Source organism: Pseudomonas macauensis, from assembly GCF_047902425.1.
In the GTDB taxonomy this organism is placed as follows: Bacteria; Pseudomonadota; Gammaproteobacteria; order Pseudomonadales; family Pseudomonadaceae; genus Pseudomonas.
Genome location: NZ_CP138377.1, coordinates 5,606,575 through 5,622,700, shown reverse-complemented (window position 1 = coordinate 5,622,700; position 16,126 = coordinate 5,606,575). Strand labels below are relative to the sequence as shown.

12 protein-coding genes are annotated in these 16,126 nt (G+C 67.0%); 8 read left to right on the top strand and 4 right to left on the bottom strand.

Annotated features, from left to right (window positions below):
• Positions 1–158: 158 nt before the first annotated feature.
• From SD196_RS25700 to SD196_RS25685, 4 genes are all read left to right on the top strand, one after another.
• Entirely contained in the window at positions 159–1,700 is a 1,542-nt protein-coding gene (locus SD196_RS25700) for a phosphoenolpyruvate carboxykinase (protein WP_275609117.1), read from the top strand.
• A 190-nt stretch (positions 1,701–1,890) separates the two neighbouring features.
• Positions 1,891–3,816 (top strand): ATP-dependent DNA helicase RecQ, encoded by a 1,926-nt coding sequence (locus SD196_RS25695; protein ID WP_416310828.1) that lies wholly within the window; start codon positions 1,891–1,893, stop codon positions 3,814–3,816.
• Positions 3,817–3,930: 114 nt separating this feature from the next.
• The gene (locus SD196_RS25690) at positions 3,931–5,430 is read left to right on the top strand and encodes a flavin-containing monooxygenase (RefSeq protein WP_416310827.1); all 1,500 of its coding nucleotides are present in this window, start codon (positions 3,931–3,933) and stop codon (positions 5,428–5,430) included.
• A gap of 146 nt (positions 5,431–5,576) precedes the next feature.
• A complete protein-coding gene (locus tag SD196_RS25685; protein ID WP_416310826.1) occupies positions 5,577–6,179 on the top strand; it encodes a nitroreductase family protein in 603 nt (200 codons plus the stop codon).
• A gap of 139 nt (positions 6,180–6,318) precedes the next feature.
• On the opposite strand, the gene SD196_RS25680 is transcribed toward SD196_RS25685, so the two are convergent.
• A complete protein-coding gene (locus SD196_RS25680; protein ID WP_416310825.1) occupies positions 6,319–7,218 on the bottom strand; it encodes a LysR family transcriptional regulator in 900 nt (299 codons plus the stop codon).
• A 104-nt stretch (positions 7,219–7,322) separates the two neighbouring features.
• On the opposite strand from SD196_RS25680, the gene SD196_RS25675 reads away from it, so the two are divergent.
• Both SD196_RS25675 and SD196_RS25670 read left to right on the top strand, forming a co-directional pair.
• Positions 7,323–8,564 (top strand): 3-hydroxyacyl-CoA dehydrogenase, encoded by a 1,242-nt coding sequence (locus tag SD196_RS25675; protein WP_370600246.1) that lies wholly within the window; start codon positions 7,323–7,325, stop codon positions 8,562–8,564.
• Positions 8,561–10,351, top strand: coding sequence for an acyl-CoA dehydrogenase C-terminal domain-containing protein (locus SD196_RS25670; protein WP_416310824.1), 1,791 nt, complete (start codon positions 8,561–8,563; stop codon positions 10,349–10,351). Before SD196_RS25675 ends, SD196_RS25670 begins: the two co-directional genes overlap by 4 nt.
• A 232-nt stretch (positions 10,352–10,583) precedes the next feature.
• On the opposite strand, the gene SD196_RS25665 is transcribed toward SD196_RS25670, so the two are convergent.
• Genes SD196_RS25665 through SD196_RS25655 form a run of 3 tightly spaced genes read right to left on the bottom strand, consistent with a single transcriptional unit; the run spans position 10,584 to position 13,200 of the window.
• Entirely contained in the window at positions 10,584–11,096 is a 513-nt protein-coding gene (locus SD196_RS25665) for a dihydrofolate reductase (RefSeq protein WP_416310823.1), read from the bottom strand.
• Positions 11,097–11,116: 20 nt separating this feature from the next.
• Positions 11,117–12,181, bottom strand: coding sequence for a hypothetical protein (locus SD196_RS25660; protein WP_416310822.1), 1,065 nt, complete (start codon positions 12,179–12,181; stop codon positions 11,117–11,119).
• Positions 12,178–13,200 (bottom strand): hypothetical protein, encoded by a 1,023-nt coding sequence (locus SD196_RS25655; protein WP_416310821.1) that lies wholly within the window; start codon positions 13,198–13,200, stop codon positions 12,178–12,180. The genes SD196_RS25660 and SD196_RS25655 overlap by 4 nt, the downstream gene beginning before the upstream one ends.
• Positions 13,201–13,379: 179 nt before the next feature.
• Here SD196_RS25655 and SD196_RS25650 point away from each other — a divergent pair, with 179 nt between their 5' ends.
• The gene (locus tag SD196_RS25650) at positions 13,380–14,756 is read left to right on the top strand and encodes a DUF2868 domain-containing protein (protein WP_416310820.1); all 1,377 of its coding nucleotides are present in this window, start codon (positions 13,380–13,382) and stop codon (positions 14,754–14,756) included.
• Complete coding sequence (locus tag SD196_RS25645; RefSeq protein ID WP_416310819.1) at positions 14,749–16,122, top strand: GTPase/DUF3482 domain-containing protein; 1,374 nt, start codon at positions 14,749–14,751, stop codon at positions 16,120–16,122. The genes SD196_RS25650 and SD196_RS25645 overlap by 8 nt, the downstream gene beginning before the upstream one ends.
• The last annotated feature ends 4 nt before the right edge of the window (positions 16,123–16,126 follow it).

Below are 16,126 nucleotides of genomic sequence, written 5' to 3'. Positions count from 1 at the left end.
CCGTCCGATAGCCGCACCAATGGCGCTCTTGCCAGATCAGAGGCTGCACGAAAACAGTTCTTTTCTGGCATAATCCCGCGACTTTTTTCCGCGGTAGTGGGAATTAGAAGTCACTACGCAATGTTTGGAGGACTCGGCTTCGGCCGACGGGGACCCACATGACGCAAGCCAATAAAGCCGTTTACACCGACATCAGCGTTGCCCAATTGGTCGAAGAAGCCATTCGCCGCGGCGAAGGCGAACTCGCCGACAACGGCGCGCTGGTCGTACGTACCGGCCACCGCACCGGCCGCTCGCCTGCCGACCGTTTCATCGTCGAAGAGCCGGGCAGCAAGGATTCCATCGCCTGGGGTGCCATCAACCGTCCGTTCCCGGCTGACAAGTTCGATGCCCTGTGGGACCGTGTCGAGGCCTTCAACAACGCCCAGGACCACTTCGTTTCCCACGTCCATGTAGGTTCGGCCCACGACCACTACCTGGCCGTAAAGATGACCACCGGCACCGCCTGGCAGAACCTGTTCGGCCGTGCGCTGTTCATCGAGCCTGAGCAGTACAACCCGGCTGGCCGCGAAGAGTGGCAGGTCCTCAACGTCGCCAACTTCGAGTGCGTGCCCGAGCGTGACGGCACCAACTCCGATGGCTGCGTGATCCTCAACTTCGCCCAGAAGAAAGTGCTGATCGCCGGCATGCGCTACGCCGGTGAGATGAAGAAGGCCATGTTCGGCGTGCAGAACTACCTGCTGCCGGAAAAAGACGTGCTGCCGATGCATTGCGCCGCCAACATCGGCGAAGCCGGCGACGTCACCCTGTTCTTCGGTCTGTCGGGCACCGGCAAGACCACCCTGTCCGCTGACGAAAGCCGCTACCTGATTGGCGACGACGAGCACGGCTGGGGCGAAGGCGTCGTCTTCAACATCGAAGGCGGTTGCTATGCCAAGTGCATCGACCTGTCCGAGAAGAACGAGCCGGTGATCTGGAAAGCCATCAAGTTCGGTGCTGTGCTGGAAAACGTCGTCCTCGACGAAAACCGCACCCCGGATTACGCCGATGACAGCCTGACCCAGAACTCCCGCGCAGCCTACCCGCTGGAACACGTCGAGAAGCGTTCCGAGAAGAACCTCGGCGGCGAACCCAACGCCGTGATCTTCCTGACCTGCGACCTGACCGGCGTTCTGCCGCCCGTGTCGATCCTGAACAACGAGCAGGCGGCCTACCACTTCCTGTCCGGCTACACCGCGCTGGTGGGTTCCACCGAAATGGGTTCGGGCGGCGGCATCAAGTCGACCTTCTCCACCTGCTTCGGCGCACCCTTCTTCCCGCGTCCGGCCGGCGTCTACGCCGAGCTGCTGATCAAGCGCATCAAGGCCTTCGGCTCCAAGGTCTACCTGGTCAACACCGGCTGGACCGGTGGTGGCTACGGCGTTGGCAAGCGCTTCAACATCCCGACCACCCGTGGCGTGATCGCTGCAATCCAGAGCGGCGCTCTGGTCGGTGCCGAGACCGAGCACCTGGACATCATCAACCTGGACGTGCCCAAGGCCGTTCCGGGCGTCGAGACCGTCCTGCTCAACCCGCGCAACACCTGGGCTGACAAGGCCGCCTACGACGAAGCCGCCAAGGGCCTGGCCAGCAAGTTCATCGAGAACTTCAAGAAGTTCGACGTGAGCGACGCCATCAAGAACGCCGGCCCGCAGCTGTAAGCGAGCCCGTTCTTCGAAAGAGCCGCCTTCGGGCGGCTTTTTCATTGGCGCCTGGGAACGGTCCTACGCCATTGCGCTCTTCGTAGGAGCGAGCTTGCTCGCGAACAGCCCAGCTCCGGTTCGCGAGCAAGCTCGCTCCTACAATGACGCTTTCTAGGCTGGGTGGATGCCCACGTAACGGAGTACTCCCATGCACGACACCCTCGAACGCGTCTTCGGCTTTCGCCAGTTCCGCCCCGGCCAGGAGGCGGCGGTCAGCGCCGTGCTCGCCGGGCGCTCGGCGGCGGCGATCTTTCCCACCGGCTCGGGCAAGTCGCTGTGCTACCAGTTGCCGGCGCTGCTGATGCCGCACCTGACGCTGGTGGTGTCGCCGCTGCTGGCGCTGATGCAGGACCAACTGGCCTTCCTCACCCGCCACGGCATCGCCGCCGCCAGCATCGATTCGGCGCAGAGCCGCGAGCAGACCGCGCAGACCATGGCCCGCGCGCGTAGCGGCGAGCTGAAAGTGCTGATGATTTCGGTGGAACGGCTGAAGAACGAGCGCTTCCGTAACTTCATCAGCGAGGTGCCCATTTCCCTGCTGGTGGTGGATGAAGCGCACTGCATCTCGGAATGGGGCCACAACTTTCGCCCCGATTACCTGAAGCTGCCGGACTACCAGAAGCAATTCCGCATTCCCCAGGTGCTGCTGCTCACCGCCACGGCCACGCCGGCGGTGATCGCCGACATGCGCGCCAAGTTCGCCATCAGCGAAAGCGATGTGGTCACCACCGGCTTCTACCGCGCCAACCTCGACCTGCAGGTGGAGCCCATCTCCAGCGCCGCCCGCCGGGCGCGGCTGGTGGAGTGGCTGCGGGAGCGGCCAGGCAAACCGGCCATCGTCTACGTCACCCAGCAGAAGACCGCCGAGGACATCGCCGCGTACCTGGCCGAACGCGGCATTCCCGCGTGCGCCTACCACGCCGGGATGGAGCACCCCGAGCGCGAAGGCATCCAGCGCCGCTTCATGGATGGCCAGCTGAACTGCATCGTCGCCACCATCGCCTTCGGCATGGGCATCGACAAGAGCGATATCCGCCAGGTGGTGCACTATGACCTGCCCAAGTCCCTGGAGAACTACAGCCAGGAAATCGGCCGCGCCGGGCGCGACGGCCAGCGCTCGGAATGCCTGGTGCTGGCCAACCGCGACAGCCTCAACGTGCTGGAAAACTTCGTCTACGGCGACACCCCCGAGCGCGAGGGCATCCGCAATGTGCTGGAGGACATCCGCCAGGCGCCGAATGGCCAGTGGGAGACCATGCTGGTGCCGCTGTCGGACCAGTCCAATATCCGCCAGTTGCCGCTCAAGACGCTGCTGGTGCAGTTGGAGCTACGCGGCATCATCGCGCCGCGTTTCGCCTATTTCGCCGAATATCGCTACAAACTGCTCATCGATTCTGCCGTATTGCTCGGCCACTTCGAGGGTGAGCGGCGGCAGTTCGTCGAAGCCATCCTCAACACCTCGGCGCGTGCGCGGACCTGGGCGACCCTGGATTTCGACACCCTCTACAGCCGCCATGGTGCCGAGCGCGCGCGGGTGGTGAAGGCGCTGGATTACTTCCAGGAGCGCGGTTGGGTCGAGCTGGAAAGCAAGCAGATGACCGAGGTCTACGCAGTACGCGATGCCCAGTTCGATGTGGATAAGTTGAGTGACGAGCTGCACCGCTACTTCAAGCGGCATGAGGAGAGCGAGATCGCCCGCATCGGCGCCATGCTCGACCTGCTGGCCAGCGAGGAGTGCCTGAGCTGGCGCCTGGCGCATTACTTCGGTGACGAACAGGCGCCCCGGCAGTGTGGCCATTGCTCGGTGTGCGCCGGCCGCGTCGCCCATCTGCCGGAGCCACCTGCGCTGCCGCCGCTGGACGGCCAATCCCTGCACAACCGCTGCGCCGCCTTCCTGGAGAAATACCGCAGCGCGCGAGGGATGGCGCCGAGCGCCGACTGCTTGACGCGCTTCCTCTGCGGCATCAGCGTGCCGGCCTTTACCCGCATGCGCGCCCGCACCTTGCCGGGCTACGCGACGCTGGAGGATTACCCCTACGCCCGCGTGCGCAACTGGGTGCAGGCGCAGCTGTAACAGGCCAGACGCCACGCACGACTAAAGGTCGGCGTGGCGCCGCCGGGCTCCCTTGTAGGGTGTGGGGAGGCATTCCTGCCTAGACTCACAAGGGCGTCGCAAGAGGAACCCCGCATGTCCGTCGAGCACCTGGATGTACTGATCATCGGCGCCGGCCTGTCCGGCATCGGCGCTGCCTGCCACCTGCAGAAGCAGTGCCCCGGCAAGTCCTACGCCATCCTCGAAGGCCGCGAGGCCATGGGCGGCACCTGGGACCTGTTCCGCTACCCCGGCATCCGCTCCGACTCGGACATGTACACCCTGGGCTACAACTTCAAACCCTGGACCGACCCCAAGGCCATCGCCGACGGCCCGTCGATTCTCAACTACATCCGCGAGACCGCCCACGAGTATCGGGTCGAGGACAAGATTCGCTACCGCCACCGTGTGCTCAAGGCCGACTGGGATAGCGCCAGCGCGCGCTGGAATCTCACCGTGCAGCGCGGCGACGAGCAGGAACCGGTGCGCATGAGCGCGCAGTTCCTCTTCATGTGCACTGGCTACTACCGCTATGACGCCGGCTACACACCAGACTTCCCGGGGCGCGAGAGCTTCGCCGGGCAGGTCATCCACCCGCAGCTGTGGCCGGAAAACTTCGACTACAGCGGCAAGCGCATCGTGGTGATCGGCAGCGGCGCCACCGCCGTCACGCTGATCCCCTCGCTGACCGACAAGGCCGCCCACGTCACCATGCTTCAGCGCTCGCCGTCCTACGTGATCACGCTGCCGGCGAAGGACCCGATCTCCAATTTCCTGCGCAACTTCCTGCCGGAGAAGTGGGTGTACCGCCAGGCGAGGGCGCGCAACGTGACCATGCAGATGGTCTTCTTCATGGCATCCAAGGCGTTCCCCGGCGCGGTGCGCAAACTCATGCTCAAGCTGGCCAGCTTGCAGCTGGGCAAGGACTTCGACATGCGCCACTTCAGCCCGCGCTACAAACCGTGGGACGAGCGCGTGTGCTGCGTGCCGGATGGTGACCTGTTCAAGGCGCTGCGCCAGGGCCGGGCCTCGGTGGTGACCGACCACATCGAGCGTTTCACCGAGAAAGGCATCCTGCTCAAATCCGGGCAACTGCTCGAAGCGGACGTGATCGTCACCGCCACCGGACTGGACCTGGTGATGTTCGGCGGCGCCGAGCTGGCCATCGACGGCAAGCCCTTCGACGTCACCCAGAGCATGGGCTACCGCGGCATCATGCTGCGTGACCTGCCCAACCTCGCCGCCATCGTCGGCTACACCAACGCCAGCTGGACGCTCAAGGCGGACCTCTCCAGCGAATACTTCTGCCGCCTGATCAACCACCTCGACGCCATCGGCATGCGCCAGTGCACGCCGCGCCAGACCGATGGATCGGTGAAGGAAGAACCCTTCCTCAACCTCAACTCCGGCTATATCCAGCGCGCCGCCGACCGCATGCCCAAGCAGGGCGACCGCACGCCGTGGAAGCTCTACCAGAACTACGCGCTGGACCTGGCCCTGCTGCGTTTCGGCAAGGTCGAGGACGGCTATCTCGCCTTCACCTCGCCCCGGCAGCGCCAGGCCACGGCGGCGCCGGTGGAGGCGCTGGAGGGCTGACCCCCCCCGCCGGCGCCCGCCTGCCGTGGCGGGCGCCGTTCCATCGAAGTGCTGGATAGACATTATCGATACGCCACTCTGCAACGATCCCTCCGCTCGGCTTACCATGCGCGCCATCCGCAATCATGCAGGCCAGAGGAAATTTCATGCATATCGATGACGCCATCCGCAGCCGCCGTTCCATCCGTGGTTTCGACACTTCCTACGTGATGAGCCGCGAGGAGAAGGACGAGCTGCTGCAACTGGCGCTGCTCGCGCCCACCGCCTTCAATCTGCAGCACGTGCGCCTGGTGGAAGTCAGCGACCCGCAATTGCGCGCGCACATCCGCGAAGTGGGCTGGGACCAGGCGCAGATGACCGAGGCCTCGATGCTGGTGGTGATCTGCGCCCGCACCGACAGCTGGGAAGCCAACGCCAGCCGCGTCTGGGACGGCGCCCCGGCGGAAGTGCAGAACTTCATGACCAACGCCATCGACGGCTACTACCGCGACAAGCCGCAGACCCAGCGCGACGAAACCATGCGCAGCTGCGGCCTGGTGGCCCAGACCCTGATGCTCGCCGCCCGTGGCCGCGGCCTGGACAGCGTGCCGATGGACGGCTTCGACTTCGACGCCGTGGGCCAGCTGATCAACCTGCCGGACAACCACGTGATCGGCCTGATGGTCGCCGTGGGCAAGCAGGCGGTGGAAGCCAAACCGCGCATCGGCCGGCTGCCGGTGGAAGAGACGATCATTCGCGATCGGTTCTGATCCCCACGAAACGCGCCTCCGGGCGCGTTTTGCTTTTCGTAGGAGCGAGCTTGCTCGCGAACCAGCCCAACACCAGTGTTTTGGGGGACGTCTGTTCGCGAGCAAGCTCGCCCCTACAACTTGGGCCTGGCTACGTCACTCACTCCGGCGCCGCTTCGACAATCCGCTCGATCAACCACTGCAACGCCGTATCCCGCTCGCGCTGGGCGAGGTACACCAGCTCCAGGTCGAAATGGCCTACGTCGAACGGCAGCTCCAGCACCTGCAACGGCAGCAACTCCGAGAAATAGGCCGCCAGCCGCGTCGGCAGCACCGTCAGCAAATCCGTGGTCGCCACCAGATGCGCCGCCTGCAGGTAGTTGGGCGTGGTGTAGGCGATCTGCCGCTTCAGGCCCTGGCTGGCCAGCCACTGATCGACCATGCCCTTGGTCTGCCCGCCGGAAACCCACAGGTGCCGCTGCTGGAGAAAGGTCTGCAGATTGATTCTCCCATCGACCTGCGGATGCCCGCGCCGGGCCAGCAGGCGCAGCGTCTCGCTGGCCCAGGGGCGGCGCAGGAAGCGCGCCGGCAGCTCCTCGAAGCGCCCCAGCACCAGGTCGAGGTTGCCCTTGTCCAGCGCCTCGGCCGGCAGCGTCGGCGTCAGGTGCTGGATAGCCAGGCCGATGCCCGGCGCCGTCCTGCCCAGACTTTCGAGCAGGTGCGGCATGCACAGCGCCTCGACATAGTCGGTCAGAGCCAGGGTGAAGCGCTGGCGGCTGCGCGCCGGGTCGAAGATGTCACCGCCGGCCAGGCTCTGGCCGATGCGCTGCAGCGCATCGCGAATCGGCGCTTCCAGCTCCAGCGCCCGGGGCGTCGGCTGCATCGCCCGGCCGACGCGCACCAGCAGCGGATCATCGAGAAGCTCGCGCAGGCGGTTCAGCGCGTTGCTCACCGCCGGCTGGCTCAGCGACAGGCGCTCCGCCGCGCGGGAGACATTGCGCTCGCGCAGCAGCGCATCCAGTACCCGCAGCAGGTTGAGGTCGAAGGTGTTCATATTCATTGAGTGAATGCCACTTATCACAACTCAAAATTTCAAAAATAGTAGCGCCTTCCCTAAGGTGAGTGGTCTTCAAACGAGCGTTTCCGGCTGACAAGAGGAACAACATGAGCCAGAACATCCGCATCGCCAGCGCCGCCGTCATCGGCGCCGGCACCATGGGCCGGGGCATTGCCATGTGCCTGGCGAACGCCGGTGTGCAGGTCCTGTGGCTGGACAACAACCCGCAGATGCTGACCCAGGCCCTCGGCGCCGTAGCCGACACCTACGCCCACAACGTGCGCCAGGGCCGCATCGACGAGGCCGAAGCCGCCCGCCGCCGCGCACGCATCTCCCAGGTGGCGAACTACGCGGCCATCCGCGAAGTGGACCTGGTGATCGAGGCGGTGTACGAAAACCTCGAACTCAAGCAATCGATCTTCCGCGAGCTGGACGCAGCGCTGAAACCCTCGGCCATCCTGGCTTCCAACACCTCCTACCTCGACGTCGACGCCATCGCCGCAGTGACCTCGCGGCCGTCCCAGGTGCTCGGCCTGCACTTCTTCAGCCCGGCGCACATCATGAAGCTGCTGGAAATCGTGCGTGGCGCGAAGACCGCTCCCGCCGTGCTGCAAGCCGCGCTGGAGCTGGGCGAGCGCATGGGCAAGGTCAGTGTGGTAGCCGGCAACTGCCACGGCTTCATCGGCAACCGCATGCTGGAGAAGTACGTCCAGGAATCGCGCCGGCTGATCCTCGAAGGCTCGCTGCCGCACCGGGTGGACGCTGCGATCCAGGGCTTCGGCTTCGCCATGGGCCCGTTCCGCATGTTCGACGTGGTCGGCATCGACCTCGAGTGGCGCGCCCGCGAGCTGGCCGGCAAAGGCCAGGACGCGCCGACCGTGCAGGTGGACAACCGCCTGTGCGAGATGGGCCGCTTCGGCCAGAAGACCGGCAATGGCTTCTATCACTACGAACCCGGCAGCCGTCAGGCCGAGCACGACCCGGAAGTCGACGCCCTGGTGCTGCGCGAATCCGAACGCCTGGGTTACGCGCGCCGCGACATCGGCGACGAGGAAATCCTCGAGCGCTGCCTGCTGGCCCTGGTCAACGAAGGCGCGAAGATCCTCGACGAAGGCATCGCTTCCACCAGCGGCGACATCGACACCGTTTACCTCAATGGTTATGGCTTCCCCAAGGACAAGTCCGGCCCCATGGCCTGGGCCGATGCCCAGGGGCTGCAGAGCGTGCTGGCGCGCCTGCGTGACCTGGCCGGTGCCCACGGCGCGCACTGGCAGCCGGCCGCGCTGATCGAGCGCCTGGCCGCCGCCAATGGCCGCTTCGCCGACGTGAAACAGGAGCCCTTCGCATGAGTTACCAGGCACCCCTGCGCGACATGCGCTTCGTCCTTCATGAGCTGTTCGACGTCAGCGCCCATTGCGAGCTGCTGGGCAACGGCCTCGACCGCGAGCTGATCGACGGCGTGCTGGAAGAGGGCGCGCGCTACACCGGCGAAGTGGTCGCGCCGCTGAACCGCAACAGCGACGAGCAGGGCGCGACCCTGCTCAATGGCGAAGTCACAACCCCGGACGGCTTCCGCGAGGCCTACCGGCAGTACTGCGACAACGGCTGGGCAAGCATGACCGGGCCGACCGAGTTCGGCGGCCAGGGCTTCCCGCAGATGGTCGCGGCGAACTTCCACGAGATGCTGATGGCCGCGTCGCTGTCCTTCCGTGTCTACTCCGGCCTGACCGAGGGCGCGGTGCTGGCGCTGTACAAGCACGGCAGCGAGGACCTGAAGCGCGACTACCTGGGCAAGATGGTCAGCGGCGTGTGGACCGGCACCATGTGCCTCACCGAACCGCAGGCCGGCACCGACCTCGCGCTGCTGCGTAGCCGCGCCGAACCGCAGGCTGACGGTTCCTACCGCATCAGCGGCAGCAAGATATTCATCAGCGGTGGCGAGCAGGACCTCTCCGAGAACATTGTCCATCTGGTGCTGGCGCGGCTACCGGACGCACCGGCCGGGGTGAAGGGCATCAGCCTGTTCCTCGTGCCCAAGTTCATCGCCAAGGCCGACGGCACGCCGGGCGCGCGCAATTCGCTGGGCTGCGGCGCCATCGAGCACAAGATGGGCATCAAGGGCGCCTCCACCTGCGTGATGAACTTCGACGGCGCCACCGGCTGGCTGATCGGCCAGGCCAACCAGGGGCTGGCGTGCATGTTCACCATGATGAACGACGCGCGCTTCCAGGTCGGCCTGCAGGGCCTGGGCATCGCCGAGCGTTCCTGCCAGGGCGCGTTGGCCTACGCCCGCGAGCGCCTGCAATCGCGCGCGCTGACCGGCCCGGCGGAGCCGTCCAAGGCCGCCGATCCGATCATCGTCCACCCGGACGTGCGGCGCATGCTGCTGACCCAGAAGACCCTCACCGAAGGCTGCCGGATGATCGCCGCGCTCTGCGCCCGCGAACTGGACCTGGAGCACGGGCACCCCGAGGCCGATGCGCGCAAGGCCGCGAGCAAGCGCGCGGCGCTGCTGATCCCCATCGTGAAGTCCTTCTTCACCGACGTCGGCCAGGAGGTGTCCAGCCTCGGCGTGCAGGTATACGGCGGCCACGGCTACATCCGCGAGTGGGGCATGGAACAGCTGATGCGTGACAGCCGTATCACGCAGATCTACGAAGGCACCAACGGCATCCAGGCGCTCGACCTGATCCGCCGCAAGCTGCTGGGTGACGGTGGCGCGGAGCTCAATGCGCTGATCGGCGAGCTGGCCGCCGCCTGCGAAACCGCGGGCGCCCATGCCGAGCTTGGCGGTTTGGCGGAAACCGTCCGCCAGCGCCTGCAAGAGTGGCGCAGCCTGACCGACGACGTGATCGCCGCCTGCCAGCGCGACCCGCAGGAAATCGGCGCCACCTCGGTGGACTTCCTGCAGTACTGCTCCTACGCGCTGCTCGCGGGGCTCTGGGTTCAGGCCGCTGGCGTGGCGCAGGCGAAACTCGCCGCCGGCGAGGGCGATGCGGACTTCTACCGCGCCAAGCTCGCCAGCGCGGAGTTCTACGTCAAACGCATCCTGCCGCGCGCCAGCATGCACCGCGAGGCCCTGCTGGGCGGTGCGGACTGCCTGATGGGGTTGGACGCGGAGCACTTCGCGTTCTGATGGCTTGAGGTAAAGAAAAACGCCGCGCCGGGACCGGGGCGGCGTTTTTCTTTGAAGGTTCGGTGCTGGGCGGTCCCTCACCCCAGCCCTCTCCCAGGGGGAGAGGGGGCCGTATGTGCCGAGATGAGTCCTGCCTTCGCTGATACGCTCGGCTAACGCAGAGCTTTCAATACGTGCCGGTCGGTCCCCTCTCCCTCCGGGAGAGGGTTAGGGTGAGGGGCTCTTGATTCGCTCAAGCCCGCTCCCAAACCTCGAACGCATAGGCCGGCGTCTCGCCTTCCGCGTCATGCTCGATGCTCGACGCCAGGCGCCACTGCCCCTCGTTCACCTCGGGAAAATGCGCATCGCCCGCCGGGCTCAGGCCCACGCGGGTCAGGTACAGGCGTTCGGCGCGGCCCAGGGCTTCACCGTAAAGCTGCGCTCCGCCGATCAGCATCAGTTCCTCGGCGTCCTCCTCCCTGGCCCACTGCGCGGCGCGTTCCAGCGCGGCATCGAGGCTGGTGAAGACTTCCGCGCCTTCGAGCTTCAGGCCCGTCTGGCGAGTGACCACGATGTTGAGGCGGCCCGGCAGCGGACGGCCCAGCGAATCCCAGGTCTTGCGGCCCATGATCACCGGCTTGCCCAGGGTCATGGCCTTGAAGTGCTTGAGGTCCTGCGGCAGGTGCCAGGGCAGGCGGTTGTCGACGCCGATCACGCGGTTCTCGGCAAGGGCGGCGATCATCGCCAGGGGCAGGACTTCGGACATCGTGACTCCAGTGGTGAACATCAGCGGGAACTCCCGTTGCCAGAGGATACCAGTCGCACCTCCCCGGTGGGACCGGAGGGCGGAACGCGCATGAAGAAGGTGCCGTCTTCGTTGACCTGGGTGACGCCGGTGGAGAGCACCTTGCGATAGTCCTTGAGGTTGAAGGCCAGGGTCTGGTCCGGTCGTTCGGCCTTGAGCAGCACTTGCGAGTAGGTGATGAGGATCTCGAAGATCTTCAAGTCGCCCGACTGCAGCCAGATATAGGACGGTCCCGCCTGGCGCGGCGGTTCGAAGGCCAGCGACGCGGCTCCCGGTTTGGGCACGAACTTCAGGTGCAGGCCCTCGGCGTCCAGCCAGCTGGATTCGACCCGGCCGCCAATGCCCACCAGGGGAAAGACCTGGTGGTAGTTCAGGTGCAGCACGTTGCCCTGCAACAGCGCACCGGGGCGCTCCAGCGTTACCAGCGAATCCAGGTGCAGGCCCGCCACGCTCATGGCGCCGTAGCTGGGCACGCCGAGCACCTTCACGCTGTCGGGCTGGTAGTCGAGGTTGTCGCCGTCGAGCTTCACCGTGCCGGAGAGCCGCAGCGGCAGCCAGGGGCCGACGCCCAGTGGCCGCACCTCGCCGGAGACCAGCAGGCGGTCGCCTTCGACGCTGAATTGGAAGTCGCGCAGCATGGTTTCCGGGTAGGCGAGGATGTGCTGGTTGAACAGGTTGGCGAGCTGCTCGGGGCTGAGGATCACCTCGCCCTCGGACACTTCGATGCGCATGTCCTGCGGGCGGTCGAAGTCGATCGGCTCGCCGGCCTTGAGCGGCACCAGCCAGCCCTTGAGCTGCGGGCTGTGGAAGCCGACGCCGCCCTGGAAGTACATGTCCACGTTGTTGAGCAGGATGCCCACTCCGTCCTGGCCGGAGTCGCGCAGGCCGCCGGGTCGGCTGGCCTTGAATTCCGGCGCCGGCGGCGTCTGTTGGAACCAGCCCTGGCGCAGTACGCCCAGTTCACGCTGCTGCTTGTCGATGGCGCTCTCGGCGACGGCGTTGCCGGCAAACGCCAGCAGGAGCAGGGAAGCGAGGAGGGTTCTCATAGGGCTTTCTCCTCCGGGGCCGGCGCTTTTATGGGAGATACCGCGATGTGCACCATGCCGTCCTCGCGCAGGCGGATTTCGCCGTACTGCAGCTGGCGGCGGTAGTCGTAGAGATTGAACAGCAGCGGCGCATCGGGACTGAGGCTGGTGAACAACGCGTAGGCCTTCACCAGGATGGTCCGCGCCATCTTGATGTCGCCGCCCTCGATGAACATGTAGCTCTTCGGCGCCTTGAGCTGCGGCCATTTCAGCTCGGCCAGGTCGCCGCCCAGCAGCAGGTCCATGCCGCCGTCCGCGAGCTTCAGGCTGCGTACGGTGAAGTCCAGGCGCGGCGGCGGGAACAGGCCGTCGAGGTCGACCAGGATACGGTTGCCGATCAGCTGCATGTGTGCGGTGTGCAGCTGCAGCACCTCGGACATCTCGATGGACGCGGCGGTCAGTGAAGGCGTGACGTCCACACCGTCGACGAAGATCCGCTGCGGCACCAGCGCCACCTTCAGTGGCCCGGCCTGCTCGATCCCGGTGACCATCCGCAGCGGCCGCCAGCGGCCCTTGCGCAGCAGTTCGCCGTGGACTTCCTGGCCATCGGCGCGAGTGCTGAGCTTCAGATTGCGCACGGGGGCGTTGGCGTTACGCAGCTCCTCGTTGAGCAGCGTGGCGAGGGTGGCGTCGGCGACGAAGATGTCTCCGGCCTGGATACGCGCGACCATGGACTTCGGGTCGTCCAGCATCAGCGGCGTACCGGCGCCGGCTACCGGGCTCATCTGGATCAGCATCTTGCGGATGAAGAAGCCGATGTCGTCGTGCAGGCGGAAGTCAGTCTGGCTGATCCACAGTTGCGAGGTGTTGCTGGCGGACTGCCGGGCGCTGACGCTGGCATCCAGCACGCGAGGCGGTACGGCCTGCATCAGCGGGGTGTCCGGGCCCCAGTCGGAGGGCCGCACCGGGGGCGTTTCCACGGCCGACGCGCTGGCGGCGGCGAGCAGCAGGGGCAAGGCACTGAGCAGCGAGCGCAGCATGGCGAGGCCTCATTGTTGTTTTTATAGGGGCAGCGTTATCCGCTGAGTCTGAGCCTGCCCGCTCACGCCGGGAGCCCCTCCTTGGTTTGGTTGATGCCAAGGGGTGTTACCGGCGGTGCCGGGACGTAGCGGCGAGCAGCGGTTATCCTTGCTGGCGAATACCGATTGTCGGAGACCCTGTGAGCGAGTCCCCCCTCCAATCCCTGTGGCTGTGCGAGGCCGTGCGCCTGCGCGAGGAGCAGGCCGGTCCCCTGGAAGACAGCGAAGCCAATCGCCGCGCCATCGTCGGCGGCGGCGACCTGGCCCGGCGCCTGCAAAACCGTGCGCTGCTGCTGGCCGAACGCGACGGCCAGCGTGCCGCCCTGCGTACCTGGACCCAGGGCGCGCGGCTGGCGATTTATGTCCTGCTGGCGCTGGCCCTGTTCACCGGCGGCGGCCTGGCGCTCGCAGCGCTGGGAGACGGTGTGCGCCCGGTCAACGTGTTCTGGGCCCTGGCCAGCCTGCTCGGCCTGCACCTGATTACCCTGATCGGCTGGCTTCTGGCCTTCTCCGCCAGCGGCGAGGCGACCGGCGCGCTCGGCCGCCTGTGGTTGTGGCTGAGCGGCAAGCTGGCCCGCGATGCCCAGGCCGCGCAGCTCGCGCCGGCCCTGCTGGTGCTGCTGGACCGCCAGCGCCTCACCCGTTGGGCCCTGGGCCTGCTGGTCCACGGCCTCTGGCTGGTAGCGCTGACCAGCGCCCTGGGCGTGATGCTGGCGCTGCTGGCGACGCGGCGCTATGGCTTCGTCTGGGAGACCACCATCCTCGGCGGCGATACCTTCATCGCGCTGACCCACGGCCTCGGCGCGCTGCCCTCGCTGCTCGGCTTCCCGCAGCCGGATTCGGAACTGGTGCGCGCCAGCGGCGATGCCCTGGTGGCCAGCGAAAATGCGCGCCATGCCTGGGCCGGTTGGCTGGTCGGCATCCTGCTGGTCTACGGCGTGCTGCTGCGCGGCGCGCTTTGGCTGCTGTGCCTGTGGCGCTGGAAGCGCGGCCGCGCGCAGCTGGCGCTGGACGTTTCGCTGCCCGGCTATGCGCTGCTGCGCGAACGCCTGATGCCCGCCAGCGAGCGCCTGGGTGTGAGCGATGCGGCGCCGGATGAACTGGTCGAGCCGCGAGCGCAGGCCCCGGCGTCCACTGCCGACGGCGCACTGTTGGTCTCCATCGAACTGCTCGACCGGCCGAACTGGCCGCCGAAGCTGCCGGAAAGCATCGCCAACGCCGGCGACCTCGACGATGGCGCCCAGCGCCGCCGTCTGCTGGAACAACTCACCCGTTATCCGCCGGCACGCCTGGTGATCGCCTGCGACCCGCGCCGCTCACCGGATCGCGGCACCCTGGCGCTGATCGCCGAACTCTCGCGCTGCGCCGCCGCTACCCGCATCTGGCTGCTGCAAGCGCCGCCGGGTGAAGCGCTGGACGCCGAGCGCCTGGGCGACTGGCACACGGCCATCGACCGCCTGCAATTACCGCACACCTCGGCATCGCCCCTGGGCTGGCTGGAGAGCGGACATGACTGATGCGCTGAAACTGGCCGTGGTCGGCCACACCAACGTCGGCAAGACCTCGCTGCTCCGCACCCTGACCCGAGACGTGGGCTTTGGCGAGGTCTCCCACCGCCCCAGCACCACGCGGCATGTAGAGGGAGCGCGTCTCTCGGTGGACGGCGAGCCGTTGCTGGAGCTGTACGACACGCCCGGCCTGGAAGACGCCATCGCCCTGCGCGACTTCCTCGACGGCCTGGAGCGCCCGGGCGAACGCCTGGACGGCCCGGAGAAACTGCGCCGCTTCCTCGACGGCAGCGAAGCCCGTGGCCGTTTCGAACAGGAGGCCAAGGTGCTGCGCCAACTGCTCGCTTCCGACGCCGGCCTCTATGTGATCGACGCCCGCGAGCCGGTGCTGGCCAAGTACCGCGACGAACTGGCCGTGCTCGCCGCCTGCGCCCGGCCGCTGCTGCCGGTGCTCAACTTCGTCGCCAGCCCGCAGCACCGCGAGGAACAGTGGCGCGAGGCCTTGTCCCGTCTCGGCTTGCACGCGCTGGTGCGCTTCGACAGCGTGGCGCCGCCGCTGGATGGCGAGCGCCGCCTCTACGAAAGCCTTGCACTCATGCTGGAACGCGCGCGTTCGCAGCTGGACCGGCTGGTGGCCGATCACGAAGCCCAGGCCGTGGCCCGCCGCGAGGCCGGTGCGCGGCTGATCGCCGAACTGCTGGTGGATGTCGCCGCCTGCCGCCAGCTGGTGCCCGCCGGCGATGCCGCCGTGCAAGCCGCCACCGAGACGCTGCGCAATCAGGTGCGCAAACGCGAAGACACCTGCGTGAAGGCGCTGCTCAGCCTCTACGCCTTCCGCAAGGACGACGCCCGCGCGGCCGACCTGCCGCTGCTGGATGGTCGCTGGGGCGATGACCTGTTCAACCCGGAAACCCTGCGCCAACTGGGCATCCGCCTGGGCGGCGGTGTCGCGGCCGGCGCGGCGGCGGGGGCGGGGATCGACCTGCTGGTGGGCGGCCTTACCTTGGGCGCGGCCACCGCGCTGGGCGCCATCGCCGGGGGAGCCTGGCAGACCGTCGGCCATTACGGGCAGCGCCTGCTGGGCAAGCTCAAGGGCAGCCGCGAGCTGTCCGTGGACGACAGCGTTCTGCGCCTGCTGGCGCTGCGTCAGCGGCAATTGCTGGCGGCGTTGCAGACGCGCGGGCATGCGGCGGTGGAGGCGATCCACGTGCAGTCGCCCGAAGACAAGCAGTGGCGCGAGGGCAAGCTCCCCGAGGCCCTTCGCAAGGCGCGGGCACACCCGGAGTGGTCCGCCCTCAATGGCGGCCGCCGCAGCGAAAAGACCGAGCGGCAGGAGGCGGTGGCGCAGTTGGCGGCGCAACTGCTGGTGCCATGACCGC

Coding starts and splice junctions, on each gene's coding strand:
- SD196_RS25700 (WP_275609117.1), top strand. CDS start 159: ATGACGCAAGCCAATAAAGCCGTTTACACCGACATCAGCGTTGCCCAA.
- SD196_RS25695 (WP_416310828.1), top strand. CDS start 1,891: ATGCACGACACCCTCGAACGCGTCTTCGGCTTTCGCCAGTTCCGCCCC.
- SD196_RS25690 (WP_416310827.1), top strand. CDS start 3,931: ATGTCCGTCGAGCACCTGGATGTACTGATCATCGGCGCCGGCCTGTCC.
- SD196_RS25685 (WP_416310826.1), top strand. CDS start 5,577: ATGCATATCGATGACGCCATCCGCAGCCGCCGTTCCATCCGTGGTTTC.
- SD196_RS25680 (WP_416310825.1), bottom strand. CDS start 7,218: ATGAATATGAACACCTTCGACCTCAACCTGCTGCGGGTACTGGATGCG.
- SD196_RS25675 (WP_370600246.1), top strand. CDS start 7,323: ATGAGCCAGAACATCCGCATCGCCAGCGCCGCCGTCATCGGCGCCGGC.
- SD196_RS25670 (WP_416310824.1), top strand. CDS start 8,561: ATGAGTTACCAGGCACCCCTGCGCGACATGCGCTTCGTCCTTCATGAG.
- SD196_RS25665 (WP_416310823.1), bottom strand. CDS start 11,096: ATGTCCGAAGTCCTGCCCCTGGCGATGATCGCCGCCCTTGCCGAGAAC.
- SD196_RS25660 (WP_416310822.1), bottom strand. CDS start 12,181: ATGAGAACCCTCCTCGCTTCCCTGCTCCTGCTGGCGTTTGCCGGCAAC.
- SD196_RS25655 (WP_416310821.1), bottom strand. CDS start 13,200: ATGCTGCGCTCGCTGCTCAGTGCCTTGCCCCTGCTGCTCGCCGCCGCC.
- SD196_RS25645 (WP_416310819.1), top strand. CDS start 14,749: ATGACTGATGCGCTGAAACTGGCCGTGGTCGGCCACACCAACGTCGGC.